General features: G+C 59.1%; 20 protein-coding genes. 10 read left to right on the top strand and 10 right to left on the bottom strand.

Going from position 1 to position 19,937, the window contains the following annotated elements; translation table 11 throughout:
• Positions 1 to 7 precede the first annotated feature (7 nt).
• Positions 8 to 442: an acyl-CoA thioesterase gene (locus MKI83_RS02585; protein ID WP_241583179.1), complete on the bottom strand. Its 435-nt coding sequence runs from the start codon at positions 440 to 442 to the stop codon at positions 8 to 10.
• Positions 443 to 647: 205 nt separating this feature from the next.
• Here MKI83_RS02585 and MKI83_RS02590 point away from each other — a divergent pair, with 205 nt between their 5' ends.
• The 3 genes from MKI83_RS02590 (at position 648) to MKI83_RS02600 (ending at position 2,762) form a co-directional block, all read left to right on the top strand.
• A complete protein-coding gene (locus MKI83_RS02590) occupies positions 648 to 1,487 on the top strand; it encodes a CvfB family protein (protein WP_241583180.1) in 840 nt (279 codons plus the stop codon).
• A gap of 112 nt (positions 1,488 to 1,599) precedes the next feature.
• Entirely contained in the window at positions 1,600 to 2,472 is an 873-nt protein-coding gene (gene hexR, locus MKI83_RS02595; protein WP_241583181.1) for a transcriptional regulator HexR, read from the top strand.
• Between the two features lie 92 nt (positions 2,473 to 2,564).
• Positions 2,565 to 2,762: a PA3496 family putative envelope integrity protein gene (locus MKI83_RS02600; protein WP_241583182.1), complete on the top strand. Its 198-nt coding sequence runs from the start codon at positions 2,565 to 2,567 to the stop codon at positions 2,760 to 2,762.
• Here the strand turns inward: MKI83_RS02600 and MKI83_RS02605 are convergent.
• Positions 2,759 to 3,682, bottom strand: coding sequence for a LysR family transcriptional regulator (locus MKI83_RS02605; protein ID WP_241583183.1), 924 nt, complete (start codon positions 3,680 to 3,682; stop codon positions 2,759 to 2,761). The two genes, MKI83_RS02600 and MKI83_RS02605, sit on opposite strands and share 4 nt — an antisense overlap.
• A 170-nt stretch (positions 3,683 to 3,852) precedes the next feature.
• On the opposite strand from MKI83_RS02605, the gene MKI83_RS02610 reads away from it, so the two are divergent.
• The 7 genes from MKI83_RS02610 (at position 3,853) to MKI83_RS02640 (ending at position 10,927) form a co-directional block, all read left to right on the top strand.
• On the top strand, positions 3,853 to 5,268 hold the full coding sequence (locus MKI83_RS02610) for an acetyl-CoA carboxylase biotin carboxylase subunit (protein ID WP_241583185.1): 1,416 nt from the start codon (positions 3,853 to 3,855) through the stop codon (positions 5,266 to 5,268).
• 67 nt (positions 5,269 to 5,335) lie between these two features.
• Positions 5,336 to 7,141, top strand: coding sequence for a sodium-extruding oxaloacetate decarboxylase subunit alpha (oadA, locus tag MKI83_RS02615; RefSeq protein ID WP_241583186.1), 1,806 nt, complete (start codon positions 5,336 to 5,338; stop codon positions 7,139 to 7,141).
• A 68-nt stretch (positions 7,142 to 7,209) separates the two neighbouring features.
• The gene (locus tag MKI83_RS02620) at positions 7,210 to 8,151 is read left to right on the top strand and encodes a sodium-dependent bicarbonate transport family permease (protein ID WP_241583187.1); all 942 of its coding nucleotides are present in this window, start codon (positions 7,210 to 7,212) and stop codon (positions 8,149 to 8,151) included.
• Positions 8,152 to 8,159: 8 nt separating this feature from the next.
• Positions 8,160 to 8,462 carry a P-II family nitrogen regulator gene (locus tag MKI83_RS02625; protein WP_241583188.1) on the top strand — a complete coding sequence of 101 codons (303 nt, stop codon included), beginning with the start codon at positions 8,160 to 8,162 and terminating at the stop codon, positions 8,460 to 8,462.
• A 35-nt stretch (positions 8,463 to 8,497) separates the two neighbouring features.
• Positions 8,498 to 9,463: an NADP-dependent oxidoreductase gene (locus MKI83_RS02630; protein WP_241583189.1), complete on the top strand. Its 966-nt coding sequence runs from the start codon at positions 8,498 to 8,500 to the stop codon at positions 9,461 to 9,463.
• Positions 9,464 to 9,512: 49 nt separating this feature from the next.
• The gene (locus MKI83_RS02635; protein ID WP_241583190.1) at positions 9,513 to 10,550 is read left to right on the top strand and encodes a methyltransferase domain-containing protein; all 1,038 of its coding nucleotides are present in this window, start codon (positions 9,513 to 9,515) and stop codon (positions 10,548 to 10,550) included.
• A gap of 89 nt (positions 10,551 to 10,639) precedes the next feature.
• Entirely contained in the window at positions 10,640 to 10,927 is a 288-nt protein-coding gene (locus tag MKI83_RS02640) for a TFIIB-type zinc ribbon-containing protein (RefSeq protein ID WP_241583191.1), read from the top strand.
• Between the two features lie 332 nt (positions 10,928 to 11,259).
• Here MKI83_RS02640 and MKI83_RS02645 read toward each other — a convergent pair whose 3' ends face one another.
• The 8 genes from MKI83_RS02645 to MKI83_RS02680 form a co-directional block, all read right to left on the bottom strand.
• Positions 11,260 to 11,658, bottom strand: a complete 399-nt coding sequence (locus MKI83_RS02645; protein ID WP_241583193.1) for a VOC family protein — start codon at positions 11,656 to 11,658, stop codon at positions 11,260 to 11,262.
• 78 nt (positions 11,659 to 11,736) lie between these two features.
• Complete coding sequence (locus MKI83_RS02650) at positions 11,737 to 13,410, bottom strand: phosphate ABC transporter substrate-binding/OmpA family protein (RefSeq protein ID WP_241583194.1); 1,674 nt, start codon at positions 13,408 to 13,410, stop codon at positions 11,737 to 11,739.
• A 41-nt stretch (positions 13,411 to 13,451) separates the two neighbouring features.
• Positions 13,452 to 14,300, bottom strand: a complete 849-nt coding sequence (locus MKI83_RS02655) for a hypothetical protein (protein ID WP_241583195.1) — start codon at positions 14,298 to 14,300, stop codon at positions 13,452 to 13,454.
• The gene (locus MKI83_RS02660; protein WP_241583196.1) at positions 14,300 to 15,946 is read right to left on the bottom strand and encodes an AAA family ATPase; all 1,647 of its coding nucleotides are present in this window, start codon (positions 15,944 to 15,946) and stop codon (positions 14,300 to 14,302) included. The genes MKI83_RS02655 and MKI83_RS02660 overlap by 1 nt, the downstream gene beginning before the upstream one ends.
• A 2-nt stretch (positions 15,947 to 15,948) precedes the next feature.
• Positions 15,949 to 16,701, bottom strand: coding sequence for a PspA/IM30 family protein (locus MKI83_RS02665; RefSeq protein ID WP_241583197.1), 753 nt, complete (start codon positions 16,699 to 16,701; stop codon positions 15,949 to 15,951).
• A 164-nt stretch (positions 16,702 to 16,865) separates the two neighbouring features.
• Positions 16,866 to 17,849, bottom strand: a complete 984-nt coding sequence (locus MKI83_RS02670; protein WP_241583198.1) for an asparaginase — start codon at positions 17,847 to 17,849, stop codon at positions 16,866 to 16,868.
• 6 nt (positions 17,850 to 17,855) lie between these two features.
• On the bottom strand, positions 17,856 to 18,305 hold the full coding sequence (locus MKI83_RS02675) for a GNAT family N-acetyltransferase (protein WP_241583199.1): 450 nt from the start codon (positions 18,303 to 18,305) through the stop codon (positions 17,856 to 17,858).
• A gap of 83 nt (positions 18,306 to 18,388) precedes the next feature.
• The gene (locus MKI83_RS02680; RefSeq protein WP_241583666.1) at positions 18,389 to 19,801 is read right to left on the bottom strand and encodes an aspartate ammonia-lyase; all 1,413 of its coding nucleotides are present in this window, start codon (positions 19,799 to 19,801) and stop codon (positions 18,389 to 18,391) included.
• Positions 19,802 to 19,937: the final 136 nt, after the last annotated feature.

Genomic DNA, 19,937 nt, shown 5'->3' on the forward strand with positions numbered 1-19,937 from the left:
GCACGCTTTAGGTGGCACTAAACCCCGCTTGCAGTGCCTGAATTCGCGCAAGGATCGGTGCGGGAATTTCGCAGCTTTTGCCAAGGCCATAGTCATAAAAAACCACCAGGCCGGTGCCTTCGGCGGCGAGGCGTTGCTGGGTTAGGCTGAATACGCGGTAGTGCATGGTGAAGCGTTTGGGCTTGATCTCGTCAATCCAGCTGACGATGCGGATGCGCTCAGGGTGGCTGAGCGGGGCGCGGAAATCGCATTGGGTGCTGGCCAGAATTGGGCCGATGCCGGTGCTGGCTTTGTGCTCGACCACGCCGGCTTGGCCGAAAAAGGCCATGCGCGCGTCTTCAAAATAACGGAAGTACACGGTGTTATTGACGTGTTCGTAGGCGTCCATATCGCCCCAAATCACCTCTTGTTCCAAGCTGACGGGGTAGTGCTGGTCGATCATGTGCGGCTCCTTGTGGTTGCTTTCATATAAGCAGCTAGCGGGGGGACTTGGCTAGGGAGGCGCTGATTTAATCCCCGCGCAGCCTCATCACGGCGGCACCCGCACAGGCCCGTGCTGGATGGTTGTTTGGCTTTCACTGGCGCGGCGCTCGTTCTGCGGCGCATAGCCCTCTACAATGCAGGCTAATTTTGCAGAGGACACCGCCATGGCTGATTTAGGCCGCTACAACCGTTTAACCATCGCGCGCTTTGCCGAGATTGGTGCCTATTTGAACGATGGCCGTGGTAACGAGATTTTGCTGCCCAAGCGCTATCTGCCGCGCGAGCCTGAGCCGGAGCAGGGCGATGCGCTGGACGTGTTTGTGTATCTGGACAGCGAAGATCGCCCCGTGGCCACCACCGAGCAAGCCAAGGTGCAGGTCGGCGAATTTGCCAGTCTCAAGGTGGTGGAGATCAACAACGTTGGCTTGTTTCTCGATTGGGGCCTGAGCAAAGACTTGCTGTTGCCTTACTCGGAAGAAAAGCGCCCGCTCAAAGCCGGCGACTACTGCGTGGTGTATGTCTATCTCGACGCCCACACCGGCCGCCCGACGGCCACGGCCAAGTTGGATCGTTACTTAGATCAGCGTCCGGGCGAGTTTAAGGTCGGCCAAGCGGTAGACATCTTGATCGCCGAGGCCACCGACCTAGGCTACAAAGCCGTGGTCAACAACCAGCATTGGGGTCTGCTGCACAAGAATGAGTTGTTCAAGTTTGTGCGACGCGGCATGCGCGAAACTGCGTACATTCGCGAAGTACGACCGGATGGCAAAATCAGCCTCACCCTGCAACAGCCGGGCCGCGCTGGGGCTGATGCGCTGCAAACGCAAATCCTAGACTCACTGGCGGAAAACGGCGGTGTACTGATGCTCAGCGACAAAAGCACGCCGCAGGAAATCGAACAGTGGTTCAAGGTCAGCAAGGGCAGCTTTAAAAAGGCCATCGGTGGCCTGTATAAGCAGGGCAAGCTGATTATTCACGCTGACCGCATCGAATCGGTGGAATAACCGCTAATTTTGTCGCTTAGGTAAACGGGGCTTACGCAATCACACGGTCGGTTAGAGCGCTTTTGTAGTATAACTACGCACCTAACTACAAAATGACTGTTGAGTCCCGCGAATGACCCCCAACCTGCTTCAGCACATCGATCAGTGCCGCGCCGAGCTGCGCAAATCTGAGCTTAAAGTCGCCGAGTACGTGCTGCTCGAGGCGGCGCAGGTGGTGCACAGCTCGATGGCTGAGGTGGCCGACCGCGTGGGGGTTAGCGAGCCCACCATCGTGCGCTTTTGTCGCGCCATTGGCTGTGCAGGCTTTCAGGACTTAAAGCTCAAGCTGGCACAAAGCTTGGCCTCGGGAGCCAGTTTTGGGCAGTTCTCCATCAGCGAACAAGACTCGGCGCTGGATTTGTCGCGCAAAATCTTCGACACCACCTTGGCCACTTTGGTGGAGGTGCGCGAGCAGCTCGATACCCAAGCCATGGAAAAGGCAATTGCCGCGATTGCCCACGCCAAGCGGGTCGAGTTTTACGGTTTTGGCGCCTCCGGTGCGGTGGCGGTGGATGCCCAGCACAAGTTCTTTCGTCTGCTGCTGACCAGCGTGGCTTACTCCGACCCGCACATGCAGGCCATGAGCGCGGTGACGTTGCAGCCTAACGATGTGGCCATTTGTATCTCGCAGTCGGGGCGCTCCAAGGATTTGCTCACCACCGCCAACGTGGTGCGTGAAACCGGCGCGACCCTGATCACCTTGTGCCCTGCGCAAACGCCGTTGGGCGATTTGGCGCACATCAACTTGGCCATCAACGTGCACGAGGACACGGATATCTACACGCCGCTAACCTCGCGTATTGCTCATCTGGTGGTTATCGATGTGCTGGCCATGGGCGTGGCGATGACTCGTGGCCCTGAGCTGGTCAATCACCTCAAGAGTGTTAAGCGCAGTTTGCGCACGCTGCGGCTGTCCCAGAAATCGCTGAAAAATAACGACGATTAACGCCGTCACACAGGCTTCATAGCCCTGTCGCTTAGCCTTCATACGGCGCTGCCAGTCTTGCTGCAGGATCATCACCGTCAGAGGTAGTGGTTATGCATGGGCGTATCGAGCAGCATTTAGCCGGCAACAGTATTGATGTGCAGAACATGGACGCCAAAACGCGGCGCAAGCTCGCGGATAAACGGCGCATGGCCTTTCGTCGCGCTATTGAGCGCCACAGCGAAGAGCAGCGTTTGCAGCGCGAAACCTACGATTTTTACTGGGACGAGCCCGGCGTGAGTCGGCACTAAGCCAGTTGCCGCTGCAGGCTTAAACGTTCGCGCTGGCAGAAGCTGTAAAACGCCTCCGCCACCGGCGACAGGCGTTTTTGTCGGGGGTACAGCAGGCACCAGCTGCGCTTAAAGGGCAGACCTTCAATCGGCAGCTCGCACAGGCTGCCGTTGCTTAGTTCTTGGCGCACGGCATGGCGTGGCAACAGGGCCAGCCCAAGGCCGGCGAGCACGCCTTCGCGCTGAGCCTCTTGGCTCATCAGCTCCATGCCGTGGCGGATATGCACGCGCTGCTGCTGGAGAAACTCCTCACAAGCCTTGCGCGTGCCCGAGCCTGGCTCGCGCATTAGCAGCGGGAATTCTTGCAGCGCGCTCAGCGGCAGACTGGCGGCATGCGTCAGTGCGTGTCCGGCGGGGGCGACCGCAATAATCGGGTTGTCCAGCAGCGGTAAAAACTCAAGCGCCATGTCTTGCGGTGGCTGGCTCATCAAGGTGAGATCGTCGCGGTTGTCGCCTAAGCGGCGAATCAGTTGCGCGCGATTGGCCACGGCTAAGCTCAACTGCACACCAGGGTGCGCCGCGCGAAAAGCGGCAAACAAGTGCGGGGTTAAGTACTTGGCGCTGGATTCCACCGCCAGCTGCAGCATGCCCTGTAGTTCGCCGTGCAGCTCTGATAAGCGCATATCGAGCGCGTGTAGCTGCTCCATTAGGTTGTCGCAGGTGTGCAGCAGAGTCTCGGCGGCAGGGCACAGGTGCAGCTTTTTGCCCACGTAGTCGAACAAGGGCTGCCCAATCAATTCCTCCAATTGTTTGATCTGCAGGCTCACGGCCGGTTGGGTGAGTCCCATGATTTCGGCGGCGCGGCTGTAGGAGGCGTGCTCACACACGGCGCGAAAAATATGCAGCTGCCGGAAGGTCATTCGGGTCAGTTCTTTGCGCATGGGCTATACCTGATCAATGCGTTGTGCGTGCAAGCATAAGTGATTGCTTATGGCTGATAAAAGAAACATTAATTTTCCTTAATGGCCTGCGCTGCATAAGGTAAATACACCGCAGGTTCTGCGGTTTTGTGACTGCAGGGGCGTGCGCGTCCGGGCTGAGGGAGACACCTGTGATCAAGAAGATTCTGATTGCTAACCGTGGCGAGATTGCCGTTCGTATCGTGCGCGCTTGCGCCGAGATGGGCATTCGCTCGGTGGCTATTTATGCCGATGCCGACCGGCATTCGCTGCACGTTAAGCGGGCTGACGAAGCCTACAGCGTGGGCGAAGACCCGCTCGAAGGCTATTTGAACCCGCGTAAGCTGGTGAACTTGGCGGTAGAAACCGGCTGTGATGCGCTGCATCCGGGCTACGGTTTTCTGTCCGAGAACGCCGAGCTGGCAGATATCTGCGCCGAGCGCGGGGTGAAGTTTATTGGCCCCTCGGCGGAAGTGATTCGTCGCATGGGCGATAAAACCGAAGCCCGCCGCAGCATGATTGCCGCCGGGGTACCGGTGACCCCCGGCACCGAGGGCAATGTAGCGGACCTGGCCGAAGCACTACGCGAGGCCGATGGCATCGGTTATCCGGTCATGCTCAAGGCTACCAGCGGTGGCGGCGGGCGCGGTATTCGTCGCTGCAACAGCCGCGAGGAATTAGAGCAGGCTTACCCGCGGGTGATTTCCGAGGCCACCAAGGCCTTCGGCAGTGCCGAAGTATTCTTGGAAAAGTGCATCGTCAATCCCAAGCATATCGAAGCGCAGATTCTGGCCGACAGTCAGGGCAACGTGGTGCACTTGTTCGAGCGGGACTGCTCGATTCAGCGGCGCAATCAAAAGCTGATCGAAATTGCCCCCAGCCCCCAGCTGACCCCCGAGCAGCGCGCCTACATTGGCGAGCAAGCGGTCAAGGCGGCGCAAGCGGTGGGTTATGAGAACGCCGGTACCGTGGAGTTTTTGCTCGCCGAGGGCGAGGTGTACTTCATGGAAATGAACACCCGCGTGCAGGTGGAACACACCATCACCGAGCAGATCACCGGCATCGATATCGTGCGCGAGCAAATCCGCATCGCTGCGGGCTTGCCGTTATCGTTCAAGCAAGAAGACGTCAGCTTCCGCGGTTATGCAATTCAGTTCCGCATCAACGCTGAAGATCCGAAAAACAACTTCCTGCCCAGCTTCGGCAAGATCACCCGCTATTACGCACCCGGTGGCCCCGGTGTGCGCACCGACACGGCGATCTACACCGGTTACACCATTCCGCCGTATTACGACTCCATGTGTTTGAAGTTGGTGGTCTGGGCCTTGACCTGGGAAGAAGCGCTTGAGCGTGGCCTGCGTGCCTTGGATGACATGCGCGTGCAAGGGGTGAAAACCACCGCGGCCTACTATCAGGAAATCCTGCGTAACGACGAGTTCCGTACCGGCGTGTTTAACACCAGCTTTGTGGAGGCACACCCGGAGCTGCTGGACTATTCGATCAAGCGCAATCCATCGCACTTTGCCATTGCTATTGCCACGGCGATTGCCGCGCATGCGGGGCTGTAAGCCACACGACTGTTGCCGCGCGGCACTCGGCTGATCAGCGCCTGCGCCGCTCAAGGAGATTTGTTTGATGAGCAAGAAAATTAACGTTACCGACACCATCCTGCGCGATGCCCACCAATCGCTGATTGCCACACGCATGCGCTTAGACGACATGTTGCCGATCTGCGACAAGCTGGACAAAATCGGCTACTGGTCGCTGGAAGTGTGGGGTGGGGCCACCTTCGATTCGTGCGTGCGCTTTTTGAAGGAAGACCCGTGGGAGCGCCTGCGCAAGCTGCGCGCCGCGCTGCCTAATACGCGCCTGCAAATGTTGCTGCGCGGGCAAAACCTACTCGGCTATCGCCACTACAGCGATGACGTAGTGAAGTCTTTTGTCGCCAAAGCGGCGGCCAATGGCATCGACGTGTTCCGCGTGTTCGACGCCATGAACGACGTGCGCAACCTGCAAGTGGCCATTCAAGCGGTCAAGGCCGCCGGTAAGCACGCCCAAGGCACGCTGTGTTACACCACCAGCCCCGTGCACACCGTTGCGGCGTTTGTCGAGCAAGCCAAAGCCATGCAAGCCATGGGCGTGGACTCGGTCGCGATCAAAGATATGGCCGGTTTGCTGACCCCATTCGCCACCTTTGACTTGGTCAAAGCGCTGAAAGACGCCATCGACCTGCCGCTGTTTATCCACAGCCACGATACCGCAGGCCTTGGCAGCATGTGCCAGCTCAAGGCGATTGAGGCCGGTGCCGACAACATCGACACCGCCATCTCGAGCTTTGCTTGGGGCACCAGCCACGCCGGTACCGAGTCGATGGTCGCGGCGCTGCGCGGCACGCCTTATGACACCGGCCTCGACCTTGAGGCGATTCAAGAGATCGGCCTGTACTTCCATGCGGTGCGTAAGAAGTACCACCAGTATGAAAGCGAGTTCACCGCCGTCGACACCCGCGTACAAATCAACCAAGTGCCCGGCGGCATGATGAGTAACTTGGCCAACCAGCTTAAAGAGCAGGGCGCGCTGAACCGCATCAGCGAGGTGTTTGAGGAAATCCCGCGCGTGCGTGAGGACTTGGGCTTCCCGCCGTTGGTTACGCCGACCTCGCAAATTGTCGGCAGCCAAGCGGTGTTTAACGTGCTGGCCGGCGAGCGTTACAAAACCATCACCAACGAGGTCAAGCTGTACCTGCAAGGCCGCTACGGCAAAGCGCCGGGCACCGTGAGCGAGGCGCTGCGCAAGCAAGCCATCGGTAACGAAGAAGTGATCGACGTGCGTCCAGCCGATCTGCTCAAGCCCGAAATGGCCAAGCTGCGTGAAGAGATCGGTGCACTGGCCAAGAACGAAGAAGACGTGCTGACCTACGCCATGTTCCCGGACATCGGCCGTAAGTTCCTTGAAGAACGCGCCGCCGGCACCTTAAAGCCCGAAGCCTTGTTGCCTGAACCCGTAGGCGGCGCCGCCGCGCCGGCCGCCGAAGGCACGCCGACCGAGTTTGTCATCGATGTGCACGGCGAAAGCTACCGCGTCGACATTACCGGCGTCAGCGTTAAGGGCGATGGCAAGCGCCACTTCTACCTGAGCCTCGACGGCATGCCCGAAGAAGTCGTGTTCGAGCCGCTCAACAGCTTTATCGCCGGCGGCCCCGGCAAGCGCAAGCAAGCCACTGGCCCCGGCCATGTGGCCACCACCATGCCCGGCAACATCGTCGATGTGCTGGTCAAAGAGGGCGACAGCGTCAAGGCTGGCCAAGCGGTGTTGGTCACCGAAGCGATGAAGATGGAAACCGAAGTGCAAGCGCCGATCGCCGGTAAAGTCACCGCGGTCCACGTGGCCAAAGGCGACCGGGTGAACCCGGGCGAAGTACTGATCGAAATCGAAGCCTAAGTGTGTGGGGCACCCTAGCCACCGTGGCTGGGGTGCCCTTTTGCTGATCCGTTAAGAGATAAACTGCGATGGGCCTGTCCGACCCTGTAGTGCTGTTCTTCTTGCTAGGTTTTACCGCCAGCTTGCTGAAATCTGAGTTAAAGCTGCCGGCCTCCCTCTACGAAACCCTGTCCATTTTGTTGCTGCTCGCCATTGGCCTAAAAGGCGGCGTCGAGCTGGCCAAGCAAGCCAGCTGGTCGTTGCTTGGGCAAAGTGTGGCCGTGTTGGCCATGGGCGTGGTGTTGCCCTTGCTGGCGTTCCCGCTGTTGCGCGTGTTTGGCTTTGCCCGTGCCGATGCAGCCAGTTTGGTGGCGCATTACGGCTCGGTCAGCGTGGGCACCTTTGCCGTGGCGGTGGCTTATTTGGCCGCGCAAGGCATCGTGTTTGAAGAGTATCTGCCGCTGTTTGTGGTGGTGCTCGAAGTGCCGGCGATCTTGGTCGGTATCGTTCTGGCCAAGGGCATCCGTCGCGATACCGACTGGAAGGCCCTCGGCCATGAGCTGTTCTTGGGCAAGAGTATCGTGCTGCTGATCGGTGGCCTGCTGATTGGTTGGATCGCCGGCCCGACGGGGGTTAAACCGCTGGAGCCGTTGTTCTTCACCTTGTTCAAGCCATTGCTCGCGCTGTTTTTGCTGGAGATGGGCTTGATCGCGGCCAGTCAGCTGGGCTCACTCAAACGCTATGGCGTGCCGCTGGTGGTGTTTGCCACGCTGATGCCGCTGGTTTCCAGTGTCGCGGGCGCTGGGCTGGGTGTGGCGCTGGGTTTGTCGGTCGGTGGTGTGGCGATGCTCGCCACGTTGGCTGCCTCGGCCTCCTACATTGCGGTGCCGGCGGCCATGCGTATGGCCGTGCCCGAGGCCAACCCATCGCTGTCGCTGACTGCCTCGCTCGGCATTACCTTCCCGTTTAACATCGTCATCGGGATTCCCCTTTACCTGCAGCTGGCCCAGTGGCTGGCCGCCACCCTGTGAGGCTCGCGATGCAAACTCATCAACGCACCCTGCTCACGGTGATCTGCGAAGCCGTGCTGGAGCACAAGCTCGAACAAGCGCTGGAAAAACTCGGCGCACCCGGTTGGACGATTGCGGATGCCCGCGGTCGTGGCGGGCGCGGCGTGCGCAGTGCCGGCTGGGACACCGAAGGCAATATCCGCGTCGAAGTCATCTGCAACCGTGAGCTGGCGCAAAACATCGCCGATTATCTGCACGAGCACTACTACGCCAACTTTGCCATGGTGTGTTACCTGTCGGCGGTTGAGGTGTTTCGCGCCGATAAGTTTTAACCCAAACGTTGACGCAAGGAGGCAGGATGCGCGCGATGGCAACAGATCACTACGGCAGCCCGGACACGCTGCAGCGGTGTGATCTACCCCAGCCCACACCCAAAGTGGGGCAGGTGCTTATTGAGGTCTATGCCGCCGGGATCAACCCGTTGGATTGGAAACAGCTGGCGGGTCAGTTGCGGGCCTTCCAGCGGCCCGCGTGGCCCTTAGTGCCGGGACATGATGTCGCCGGGCGCATTGCCGCACTGGGGCCAGATGTGTCTGGCTGGCAAGTGGGGGATGAAGTGTGCTGCATGCTCGATGGCTATCCTCGGCCGGCTTGGCATGGGTTTGCCTTAGGCGGTGGTTACGCCGAGTTTGCAGTGACGCGCGCGAGTACGTTGGCGCGAAAGCCTGCCGCGCTGCCATGGGCGCAGGCCGCTGCCTTGCCCTTGGCTGGGCTCACTGCACTGCAGGCCTTAACTGACGTTGCGCAGCTACAGGCCGGGCAGCGCGTGCTCATTAATGGGGCTGCCGGTGGTGTGGGGGTTTTTGCGCTGCAGTTGGCGACGGTTCTGGGCGCTGAGGTGATTGCTGTGGCTCGCGCTGAGCAAGCTGACGCCTTGCATGCACTAGGCGCTGCGCAAGTGCTCGATTACCGCCGCTTTGATGTGGCGGCAATGCCTAAGGGGCTGAGTCTCATCTATGACATGGCCAGTGTTTTAACCTTGCCGCAGTGTCGGGCTGGTTTGCTTCAAGGGGGAATGCTGTTGAGTAATCTGCCGTCTTTGGCCAGTTTTTGCGCCCCCCTCCGCGAGCGTTTGGGATTAACCCAGCAGCGCCTTCGGCATGCTTGGGTGCGCCCTGACGGGAGCGCCTTACAGCGACTGCTCGACCTCTATAGCGAGGGGCAATTGCAGATCCCTTTGGCTGCGCAGTACCCGCTCAGCGAGGCCCGTGCGGCCATGCAAGCCGCTTGTCGGGGTGGTGTACTGGGTAAACACAGCTTGCAGGTGGTGTAACGTTAGCCCGGCATTAGCGTCATCAATGGCGATCACAGAGAGGCAAATCATGCACGAAAGCGTTCAGGACTATTACGGCAAAACCCTGCAAAGCAGCGCCGACCTTAAAACCAGCGCCTGTTGCGACGCGACCAGCATGCCTGAGTGGCTCAAGCCTTTGCTTGGCAAGGTGCATGGCGAGGTGCTGTCGCGCTATTACGGCTGTGGCTTAGTTGCCCCGCACTTGCTCGAAGGTTTATCCATCCTCGACTTGGGTTCAGGCTCCGGGCGCGATTGCTACGTGCTAGCGCAGATGGTGGGGGCTAGCGGCAAGGTGGTCGGGGTGGACATGACCGCCGAGCAACTGGCCGTCGCGCGCGCCCATCAGGACTACCACGCCGAGCAGTTTGGCTTTGCCAATGTCGAGTTTCGCCAAGGCTATATCGAACAACTCGACGCCCTGGGCTTGGCCGATAACAGCTTCGACGTGATTGTTTCCAACTGCGTTATCAACCTGTCGCCCGACAAAGACGCCGTGCTGCGCGAGGCGTACCGCCTGCTGAAGCCGGGCGGCGAGCTGTACTTCAGTGATGTCTATGCCGATCGCCGCGTGCCCGCGGCAGTGCGTGACGACGCCGTGCTGTATGGCGAATGCCTAGGCGGCGCGCTGTACTGGAATGACTTTGAAAACCTCGCCAAGCGACACGGCTTTAGTGACCCACGATTGGTCGAAGATCGCCCCATCGCCGTGACGGACCCAACCTTGGCCGCGAAAACCGGCAACATCCGCTTCTATTCCGCCACGTACCGACTGTTCAAGCTCAAAGGCTTAGAGCCTGCCTGCGAAGATTATGGCCAAGCGGTGATCTACCACGGCACCATCCCCAGCGCCGAACAAGCCTTTGCTTTGGATAAGCATCACCTGATTCAAGCCGGCAAAGTCTTCCCGGTATGCGGCAACACCTGGCACATGCTCCACGCCACCCGCTTTGCCCCGCACTTCACCTTTATCGGTGACTTCAGCCGACATTACGGCTTGTTCGAAGGCTGCGGTGGCGGCATTCCCTACGACAATCCAGCCACCGCTGACGCGGCGAGTTGTTGTTGAGTGCTTGCAAAGGGTTGCTCGGAACATTTGCCCGCTTAGCGGGTCAGAGTCGATAGCTGCGCTCAGGCGCGAGATGAGAGGTGTCGAGCATGTTTTGTCCTGTTTGTAAAAGCGTGACCTTACTGATGACCGAGAAGCAAGGCGTCGAAATTGATTACTGCCCGCAATGCCGAGGTGTTTGGCTTGATCGTGGTGAGTTGGACAAAATTATCGAGCGTAGCGAGGGAGTAGGCAGTCAAGCGCAGCCGGCCCAGCGGTTAGTTGCTCAGCCAGTCACTCAACCGCAGCATCAGCATTACAAAGACAGTCGTTACGGCAGTGACGATTACAAAAAGAAAAAGCGCAGTAGCTTGTTGTCAGAGCTCTTCGACTTTTAAGGAGTCACCGATTCAATTCGGGTCTTTTTAAAAAAACTGCCGCAAGCCTGCCGTAGAGCTGTTGGGTGCAGGTTATTCATAGTACCGCCACGGTTAAGCGTATTTAACGGCTTTTTAACCCCCTCCGCAGCAGTTATCAGCGCCGTTTTGGCGCGGATAACTGCTGCCTGCCGGAGCGCTCGGTATTGTGGCTATAGCTGGTCAATATCGCCGACGCCATCCTGCCCACGTGGTGTGCAGTGTTTAAGGCCTATTGGGCTTATGTCGAGTTGAGCCCTTTTTGCGCTAATTGTTGGGCTGATCAGCATTGCTCGTGCGATAGGTTGGCTGGCTTAAGTCGCGGGGCGGGCCTCTAGGGGGCTGGCAATTTCCAGCAGGTTGCCGTCGGGGTCGCGCAAGTACACCGACAAGATCGGCCCTGTGGCGCCGGTGCGCTGTACGGGGCCTTCTTCGATCGGCACTTGGCAGGCGTCAAGGTGAGCGATCACGTCGGCCAGCGCCACGTGGGTTAAAAAGCACAAATCGGCACTGCCCGGCAGCGGTTGGCGTGCGTGCGGCGCAAACTCGTTACCGGCCAAGTGCAGATTGATCTTTTGCGTACCAAAGCTCAGCGCTTTGCGTCCGCCAGCAAACTCCACCGCCTGCATGCCCAGCACCCGTTGATAGAACGCCAAAGTGACGTCGATATCGCCCACGGTGAGGACAAGATGGTCGAGGCTATCCAATTGCATGTGACGTCCTTGTACAGGTTGTAAACCCTCGCACTGGGGCAAGGCTGTTTGAGGCAGCGTGGGGGCTGGTAAAGAGTATTACTCCAAGGTGAACCACTGCACTTCGACGCGGCGGTTAAGCTCGCTGTCTTGGCTTTGTGGTTCTTCCCAGCCGCGCCCCACCAACTCGATGCGGTCGGCGTTGATGTTGGGGTGGCGCGTCAGCAAGGCGTCTTTCACCGCTTGCGCGCGTTGTTTGGATAACGCCATCGCCTTCAGTGCCATGCGCTGCACCAGTGCGGGACCGCCGCGATGCTGGAAATCGGGCACTAGGCTGTTATCCACATGGCCACGCAACAGCACGATGGAGCCCGGACTGACCTGTAAAAACTGTTTAATGGTATCCAAATAACCCAGGTTCTCTTGCGCTTGTTTGTCGAGCTCGGCGGAGTTGGCCTCAAAGAAGAAACGAATATCTTTACTGAGCAGGGCGTCGCCCTCTAAAGCCACCTTGCCGCTGGTGCGGATCGGGGCAATGGCAATGCTTTGACCTTGGAACAGTCCGTCTTGTTGCAGCGCTTTAAGGTGTTGGTCATCCACAAAACGGGCAGGGTCGGTGGGGTTACGGATCAGTGCGCCATAGGCCAGTACGGAGGACTGAAAAATACTTTGGAATGAGCCGGCCGAGTCGATGCTGCCATCGAAGAAGGCTAAGTTTTCCGGCAAGTTGCTTAAGTGAACTTTTTTCAGTTCGTCGAGAGTTTCTTGGCGTGTCCAGCCAAAGGCTTTGGCGACCGTGTCGGCATGCGCTTCGGGGTTGTTGCGCAGCAGGCTGTTGCCCTCCATAAGGCCGTGCACAAGGCCTTTAACCATTTCGGGGTGCTGTTTGGCAAAGCCGTTATTGACCACCAGAATGTCGGCTACCACCAGAAGGTTGCGGTTTGATACCAGCATTTTGGCCGCGCCCGCTGACTCCGCGACCACTTCATCGGTGCGCGGCGACCAACCGATGCAGCCGTTGAGGCGGTGATCATCGCTGAGCTCAGCCTCATAGGCATCGCACGCGACGAAGGCATCTTCGTAAAACACTAAGCCCAGCTCTTGAGGGGCGGGGCGGGCGTTAAGATCACGCAATACGCGCACCGGCACGCCAGCCTCGGAGGCGAGATAGCGAATAAAAAACTCACTCTCATTAAATTGGCTAGCAGCCAGTACTTTGCCTTTGAGTTGGTTGACGCTGGCGATGTTGCTGTCGACCACCAGCTGGTCGGCACCACGAGAAAAGGCGATTTGCGCAGGTACGTTGACATCAAACTGACGCCCCAGCACCGCCATTACGTCGGCAGTGGTCGCCACCGCGGCCATTTGCCCATTGTTCAGTGCCGACCACTCCTCGCTTTCGCCCTTACTTAAGCGCACCTGAAAGCCATAGTTTTTGGCAAAAAACGATTCAGGATTGGGCTCTAGGCCGCCATTCGCCACGATTAGGCCGCCGTAACCGGCGTATTCGCTCATGTCGATATCAACGATATTGTTGATGACTTCATACGGCGCGGCGGATTGCAGTACAGGGGGCGTGGTGAGCGCTTCAATCGGCGTAGGGGCGGCGCTACTTGTGCCAAGCACACTGCTGAGCGGATTGCCTTGCGTGCCGACTAAGTCATTGCTCACCAACCAGCCACCTAGGCCTAAAAGGCCGAGTGCTAGTAGGCCGGTGATCACTTTGCCGGCGGCATTGCCATGTTGGCGCTGGGGCGAAAAGCTAAAACGCATGACTTGTCTCCTTGTCATTGGCGGGCGTTATTGGGCAACGCTCATTGTTTTATTGTCGGTGCGGCACCTTGGATAGGGCGCTGCAACACATGGCTGGGCAATTTCTTGGGGGTGTCGAAGCTGAGCACTTCAAGCAAATCGCGCTGCTCGTTGAGCCAGCGGCTAGCATCGTTAAACGAGTTGGTTAAGGCATTAAGTGCCGCGCCAATTTGTTCTTCGTCGGTGGCCAGCAAGGTTTGTTCGCGGATCAGCGCAATTTGCTGCTCAATACGTTGCAACTCGGCTTCAACATGTTCTTGTCGGCGCAAGCCTTCGCTGTGTGCTGCTTGGCGTGCATCGATCACTTGTTTTTGTTGCTCTAGGCTGCGACGTAGTTCTGTACTGAGGTCGTTGCTTTGCAGGCGTTGGTCGAGGTTTTGTTCTTGCTCTATTAGCTCGTGGCTTTCTTTATTAGCCGTGTCGACTACCACGCTCAGGGCTTGCCCAGCCACTAACAGGCGCAAGTGCAGCCATACCAGCTGTTCAAGGCTGGCGGCGTGACTGGCCATTAACGGCGAGCGGGAGAGCAATTGCAGCACTTCGCGGGCACGCTCTTCTATGGCCTGCTGGCGCTGTTGTTGGGTGTTGCTTAATTGCGCTAGCGCGGTGTTGTAGTGCTCAGCATCGGTATTTTGCGCGGGGGATTGAGCGGCGATGCTCTGGCGAAACCGAGCGTTGCCGCTGAGTGTCGCTAAATACGTCAGCTCTAGGCCCGCACCGAGTAACCAAAAGCCGGGGCTGACGAAAGCGCCAAGCAAGGCAAAAGCGGCAAGACCAAACCAGTTGGGCGGGATGGGCATGCCAAGCGGGCGGGCGTTGAAAGCACACCATAGAGTGCGGCCAAGGCTCATCAGGACGCAGGCTCCTCAGCAAGGTGGCGCAGGCTCGGTGGGACAAAGTCGATGTCTGTGGCTTCGCGAATCGCGAGCCGCATTTGCTCGTGCAGGATGTGCTCGGCAACCGGCGGTTGATAACCCTGTAAGCAGGCCTTGAGTGCCTCCAGCGGGGCTTGCTGCGTGGTGCGTGCATGGCGATAAACTTTAGCGGCTAAGGCCTCCGCTGCCCCTGGCGTCAGTAGCAGTGGCAAGTCCAGTCCAGTCATGGCGGCGGCCTCAAGAGGCAGCTCAAAGCGCTTGAGCAGGGCGCTTAATAGGGTGGCGCTTTCGTGATGCGTGGTGGTCGGCAGCAGGGGGATTTTCACATCGACGCGACCCGGGCGTTTGAGATCAACTTCGATTAAGTCCGGGCGAGATGAGGCAAGAATCCAAATCACTTTGCCGCGATTGTCGGCGGCGCCCATTTCTTGCGCGATCATCGAATACAGGCGCCCTGATAAGCCGCTATCGCTTGAGCCGCCGTCGCGTTTGCCGAGTGCTTGGTCGGCTTCGTCAATAAAGACGATGCAGCGACCAAGGCCGTGGATAAGGCGGAAGATTTTTTCCAGATTGCCTTCGCTTGAGCCAACCCAGCGGTCACGGAAGTTTTTCAGTTTGACCACCGGCACGCCGGCTTCACCAGCTAAGCATTCCACTAGGTAGGTTTTGCCAGTGCCCACGGGGCCGCAAAAGATATAGCCCTTGGGGAGCGCCATCAGGTCGGCGGCCTGCCAGAGCGCCATGTCTTGGCGTAGCCAAGTTTTAAGGGCGTCTTGGGCGTGATAGTCATCAAGACTGCGCTTGGACTCGATAAACTCGACAAGATCGCTACTGTCGCGCTCAACCAGCGCTTTCTTGGTTTTGATCCAGTCTTGTGCGCTGAGCGGCAGGCCTTCAAAGGCACGCTGTTTCACGAGACTGGTTAGAGCGCTCAGGCTTACGCCGCTCAGCGCTTGTGCCGCTGAGGTGGTGTTTTCATCTAAGGCGTTGGGGTGTTCTACGCGCAGCAGGGCTAGGCATTGCGCCAGACTATCGGTGCACGGCAAGGGTATTTGTAAGTGCTCAATTCTGGGGTTGTTGGCCACCAGTGGGTGCAAGTCGTTGAGGTTTTCTACCAGCAATAAACTGGCGAAGGGCATGTCGCTGAATGGGGGTTCGCTAGCCCAGTCGCGCACTAGGCTGGCGAGGCTTGAACTGGCTAAGTCGCCGGCGGCATTGGCCGGCAAAATCAGCTCGGCGCCACGCACAATAATCGCCACATGGCTGCTTTGCGCGCGCCCCAAGGCGTGCAAGTTGGCGCGATAGCGCAGGTAGCGGCTGACCAGTTCAACGGCTTCGTGCGGGTTTTTCGGCCAAGGCTGCAGGCTGTCGGCTTTGGGCCATTGGGCAAGTTGCTCGGCGCCGCGTAGTACGCTTAAGCCGTTACCCACATCAAAGGAAAACACCACATCGAAGTTGGTCAGTAATTGGGCTTCAAGGTAGCGCGTCAGGCTGACGAGTTGGTTATCGACCACGAAACGATCGTGCACATTGCCGTGCAGTACAAACTGACCGTGCGCGCCGCTTTCATAACCCAAGCGCAGTGCGTGTAACCACGACGGAACCCCCTGTTCCTGTGTCATGGTTATTGGCTTTCCGCTTGCGGGTTACCACCCATGCTGCGTGGTGCGGCGGCGGTCTGTGTCGCTTCTTGGCTGGGCAGGGTTAAGCCTTCTTTGGCGGCGAAGTCGGCTAAGGCTTGGTCGGCTAGGGCTTCCATCTCGGCTTCTTTGAGGTTCACTTCGCTCATGTCCATGGCGTCACGCGCCATGCGGGCGCGGCCGGCGGCTTTGGTGCGCTCTTCTTCAACCATTTCATGCAGGCGATTAAGGGTGTCGCCTGAGCCGCCGATGTTGCTCACCATGCCCGCAGCCATTTCATTCATCTCGGCCATAGCGGTTTTCATGCGCATGTCGTTAATCGCCCCTTTCAATGCCTCGATTTTGCTGCGTGCGGCGGCCACGGCCACCTCGCGGGCTTTGGTCAGGTTTTGATAGGTTTCTTCGGCCTGCGCCAGTTGGCGGCGGTTTTCTTCTAACTCGCGAGCTAAGGTTTGCAGGCGTAGAGCATTTTGCGCGGCGGCCGACTTGTTGCCCGCGCGTAAATGCGCGGTGGTGCGCGCATGCAATTCGGCTTCTTCGCTTTCTTGCTTACGTACTTGGCTGATCAGGCGTTCTGCCAAGCCAGCATGGGCGGCCAAGCCTTGATTAAAGTTGGCAATTTGCTGGCGCAGGTTTTCTTGTTCGAGCTCTAACAGAGCTTCTGGGTTCTTCCGCTCAAGATCTTTGATGAACAGGGAAAGAAGGCCTTTGAATACATTGGCGAGGCGGCTGAACATGAGCAACTCCTTGTAAGCATCGGGGGGCGCCTACGACTCTGTAGCGAAGACGGTTGAAGCATTTTTCATGACCGCCCTGCGCGATGCAACTTGGCGACTGAAAAAGACGCGGTGAGCCGGTTGCTTATCGGGCGGCGTGACGCTCAGCGTGGCGCTTTTAAGGGTTAGTCGCACATCTCGCCACAGAGGTCTTCTGTCAGCAGTTGCTCGCATTCGCTGGGCTTGAGGCCAGCGCCGAGCAGGCTAAACAGTTTGCCCAGTGCGGCTTCGCGGGTCATGCCGCCGCCGGAGATGACGCCGCAGGCGGCCAGCGCGCTACCCGCAGCGTAGGTGCCGAAGTGCACGGCGCCTTCGCTGCATTGGCTGATGCCTAGCAGCACAACGCCGCGCTGTTGGGCGTTGCGCAGAGCGTCGAGCAGGGCGCGGTTGTCGGCGGGGCCGGTGCCGCTGCCGTAGCATTCGATGACCGCGCCGTTGACGTTTTCCAGCTGGGCACTCACGGCGCTGGCGCTGATGCCCGGGTACAGGCTGATCAGGGCCAGCGGCACATGACGGCGTGGCTGTTGCCAGCTTAGTGTGGCGGGCAGGGTGGCTAGGCGTGGCGCTTGGCGCGGGCGGGCTACTGGCGCAAAGGCGTCAAATCGTGTGCTGCTGCGTTTGCTGACGCGCGCACCGTGCATCAGTTGGCCGTTAAAAAATACCTGCACGCCGCTGGCGCAATCTTGGGCAAGGGTGGCAAGCGCGCCAAACAAGTTGGGCCACGCATCGCCTGCAGGGGTGCCGGCGGGCTGCATGGCGCCGGTGATCAGTACCGGTACCGGCACGTCGGGCATCAGCAGGCGCAGAGCGGCGGCGCTATAGGCGAGGGTGTCGGTGCCGTGCAGCAGCAGGATGGCGTCATGGCCGGCCTCGATGGCCTCGACGACCGCGTCGCGCATCTGTAGCCACTGACTGGGCGTCATGTTGGCGCTGTCTAATAATGGCGTCAGCTCGCGGCATTGCCATGTCGGCAGGCTGAGCGCTTGCTGGGCTTGCTCAGCCTGAATCCGTGCGGCAAAACCACCGGCCGGTGCTAAGCCGGCGGCGGAGGGCTGCATGCCGATGGTGCCGCCGGTGTAGAGAATCATCACGTTGTGGGCTGCGGGCATGGCGGATTAACTCAATAGGTGGCGGTATTGAACAAAGCCCGTGTGGCTGGCGATATGGTCGTACAGCCTGCGAGCGGTGTGATTGTCATGTTGGGTCAGCCAGTGGACGCGATTGGCTCCGGCGGCTTGTGCAGCGGCATAGACGTGCTTAATCAAGGCTGAGCCAATGCCGCCTTGGCGTACCTGCGGGGCAACGAATAAGTCTTGTAGGTAGCAGTAGTCACTGCTGGTCCAGCAGGAGCGGTGAAAAATCCAATGCACTAGGCCGACTGCTTCGCCATTACGCCAAGCTAAAGCGGCGTGCATCGGCTCGCTCGGCTCAAGAAAGCGTTGCCACGTGGTGGCGGTCACGTCGTCAGCCACGCGGCTGTTGTAAAAGGTCAAATAGGCTTGCCATAAAGGCAGCCAAACGGCGTGATCGGCAGCGGTAACGGGGCGCACAGTGAGGTCTGACATGGCTAGTCCTTAAGCTAAGTGTCAGGCGATGGTGCCTACCCCGAGTGCTTGCTGGCAAGCGGGGCGGGCGACCATTGCGCGGTTTAGCGCGTTAGCGGCAGCAAGCGCGGTGCGACCATGTGCTCGGGGCGCAGGATGTCGGCCAAGGTGGCTTCGTCGAGGAGCTGTTCTTCGCGCACCAGTTCCAGCACGCCACGGCCGCTGTCTAGCGCCAGTTTGGCGATGCGGGTGGCGTTCTCGTAGCCAATATAGGGATTGAGCGCGGTGACCAAACCGATGGAGTTTTCCATCAGGGCGCGGCAATGCGCTTCATTGGCGCTGATGCCGTCGATGCAATGCTCGCGCAGCATATCCATCGCGCGTTGCAGCAGGCGGATGGAGTCGAAAATTTTGTAGGCAATCAAAGGCTCCATCACGTTGAGCTGTAATTGCCCCGCTTCGGCGGCCAGTGTCAGTGCGAGGTCGTTGCCGATCACCTCAAACGCCACCTGATTCACCGCCTCCGGAATCACCGGATTGACCTTGCCGGGCATGATTGAGCTGCCGGGCTGGCGCGCCGGCAAGTTGATCTCATTGATGCCGGTGCGTGGGCCGCTGGAGAGCAGGCGCAGATCGTTACAGATCTTCGACAGCTTCACCGCGAGGCGCTTCAGCATGCCGGAGAACAGCACGAAGGCGCCCATGTCGCTGGTGGCTTCGATCAGGTCGGCCGCAGGTTTCACCGGATGGCCGCTGATGATGGCCAAGCGCTCGACGGCCAGTTTTTGGTACGCCGGATCGGCATTGATGCCGGTGCCAATGGCGGTGCCACCCAGATTCACTTCGTGCAGCAATTGCGGCACCAGCAGCTTAAGGTGCTGCAAATCTTCGCCCAGGGTGGTGGCGAAGGCGCGGAACTCTTGGCCGAGGGTCATCGGCACGGCATCTTGCAGCTGGGTGCGGCCCATTTTTAGTACGTGGTTAAAGGCCAAGCCTTTGCCAGCCAGCGCTTGAATCAGCTGGTCGAGGCTGACCAACAAGGCATCGTGGCCGAGCAACAGGCCGATACGAATCGCCGTGGGATAGGCGTCGTTGGTCGACTGCGCCATGTTGACGTCGTTATTGGGGTGCAGTTGTTGGTAGTCGCCTTTGTCGTGGCCCATGGCTTCCAGCGCGATGTTGGCGATCACCTCGTTGGCATTCATGTTGGTCGAGGTGCCGGCGCCGCCTTGAATCATGTCCACCACAAACTGCTCGTGGAATTCGCCTTGAATAATGCGCGCACAGGCGGTGCTGATGGCTGTGTGTTTGGCGGCGCTCAAGTGGCCCAGTTGGCGGTTGGCATCGGCAGCGGCCTGCTTGACCATCGCCAGCGCCATCACGAGGCGTGGAAAGTGTGCCAGCGGTACGCCGGTGAGCTTGAAGTTATGCACGGCACGCAGGGTTTGAATGCCGTAATAGGCTGCTGCGGGCACCTCTAAGGTGCCCAGTAAGTCTTTTTCCAAGCGCGTGGTCATGTTGCCGATCTGCCTTGTGTGCGGGGTAAGTGCGTGCAGGCTAGGTGGCCAAGGCATGGCTGGCTAATGCCGTTGCTGGCTACACTATGCCGTATCGGCATACGGTGCGTGTGACTTACAGCCATGCGTCATCCCT

It is taken from the genome of Atopomonas sediminilitoris (assembly GCF_022601735.1).
Classification (GTDB): Bacteria; Pseudomonadota; Gammaproteobacteria; order Pseudomonadales; family Pseudomonadaceae; genus Atopomonas; species Atopomonas sediminilitoris.